Source organism: Chromohalobacter sp. HP20-39 (genome assembly GCF_033052815.1).
Lineage (GTDB): Bacteria > Pseudomonadota > Gammaproteobacteria > Pseudomonadales > Halomonadaceae > Chromohalobacter.
Genome location: NZ_JAWHTP010000185.1, coordinates 1 through 423, shown reverse-complemented (window position 1 = coordinate 423; position 423 = coordinate 1). Strand labels below are relative to the sequence as shown.

The following is a 423-nucleotide window of genomic DNA, read 5'->3' as shown; positions in this document are numbered from 1 at the left end:
TCGTCCGATCTGCACACCCGCCTGGGAAGATGCGCGAGTCGCGCGGCTTGATCTCAGTGCTCTTCAGGTCTTCGAGCTTGCCCTTGGCCCACGCGATCTTGTTGGAGGCGATGCGCACCTCGTCGGCCGCTTTCTTTGTTGGCTTTGCTGCCAGCGACGCCTGCGCGTTTTCCAGGCGCTCCGTTTGCTTGGCGAGTTCCTGCAGCAGCCGGATTTCCTCCGCTTCCATGCTGGCCCGCAGCACGTCGGCGATCTTCTTTTCCTCTTCGGTCTCGGGTGATTCCAAGAACGGCGCGGCCATTGCCTTCGGGAACTTCACCGACCCCGGATTCTGGAAGTACTCCGTCACCAGGCGCGAGAATGCGTCAAGAGACATGACGGCGCCGTACTCGCGAACGAACCGCTTGTAGTCGGCCTTGATCT

The 423-nt window shown here is 61.2% G+C and carries 1 pseudogene; it reads right to left on the bottom strand.

Annotation, left to right across the window (positions count from 1 at the left end):
* A pseudogene (locus RVY79_RS17550) lies at positions 1-423 on the bottom strand (hypothetical protein); the annotation flags it as partial.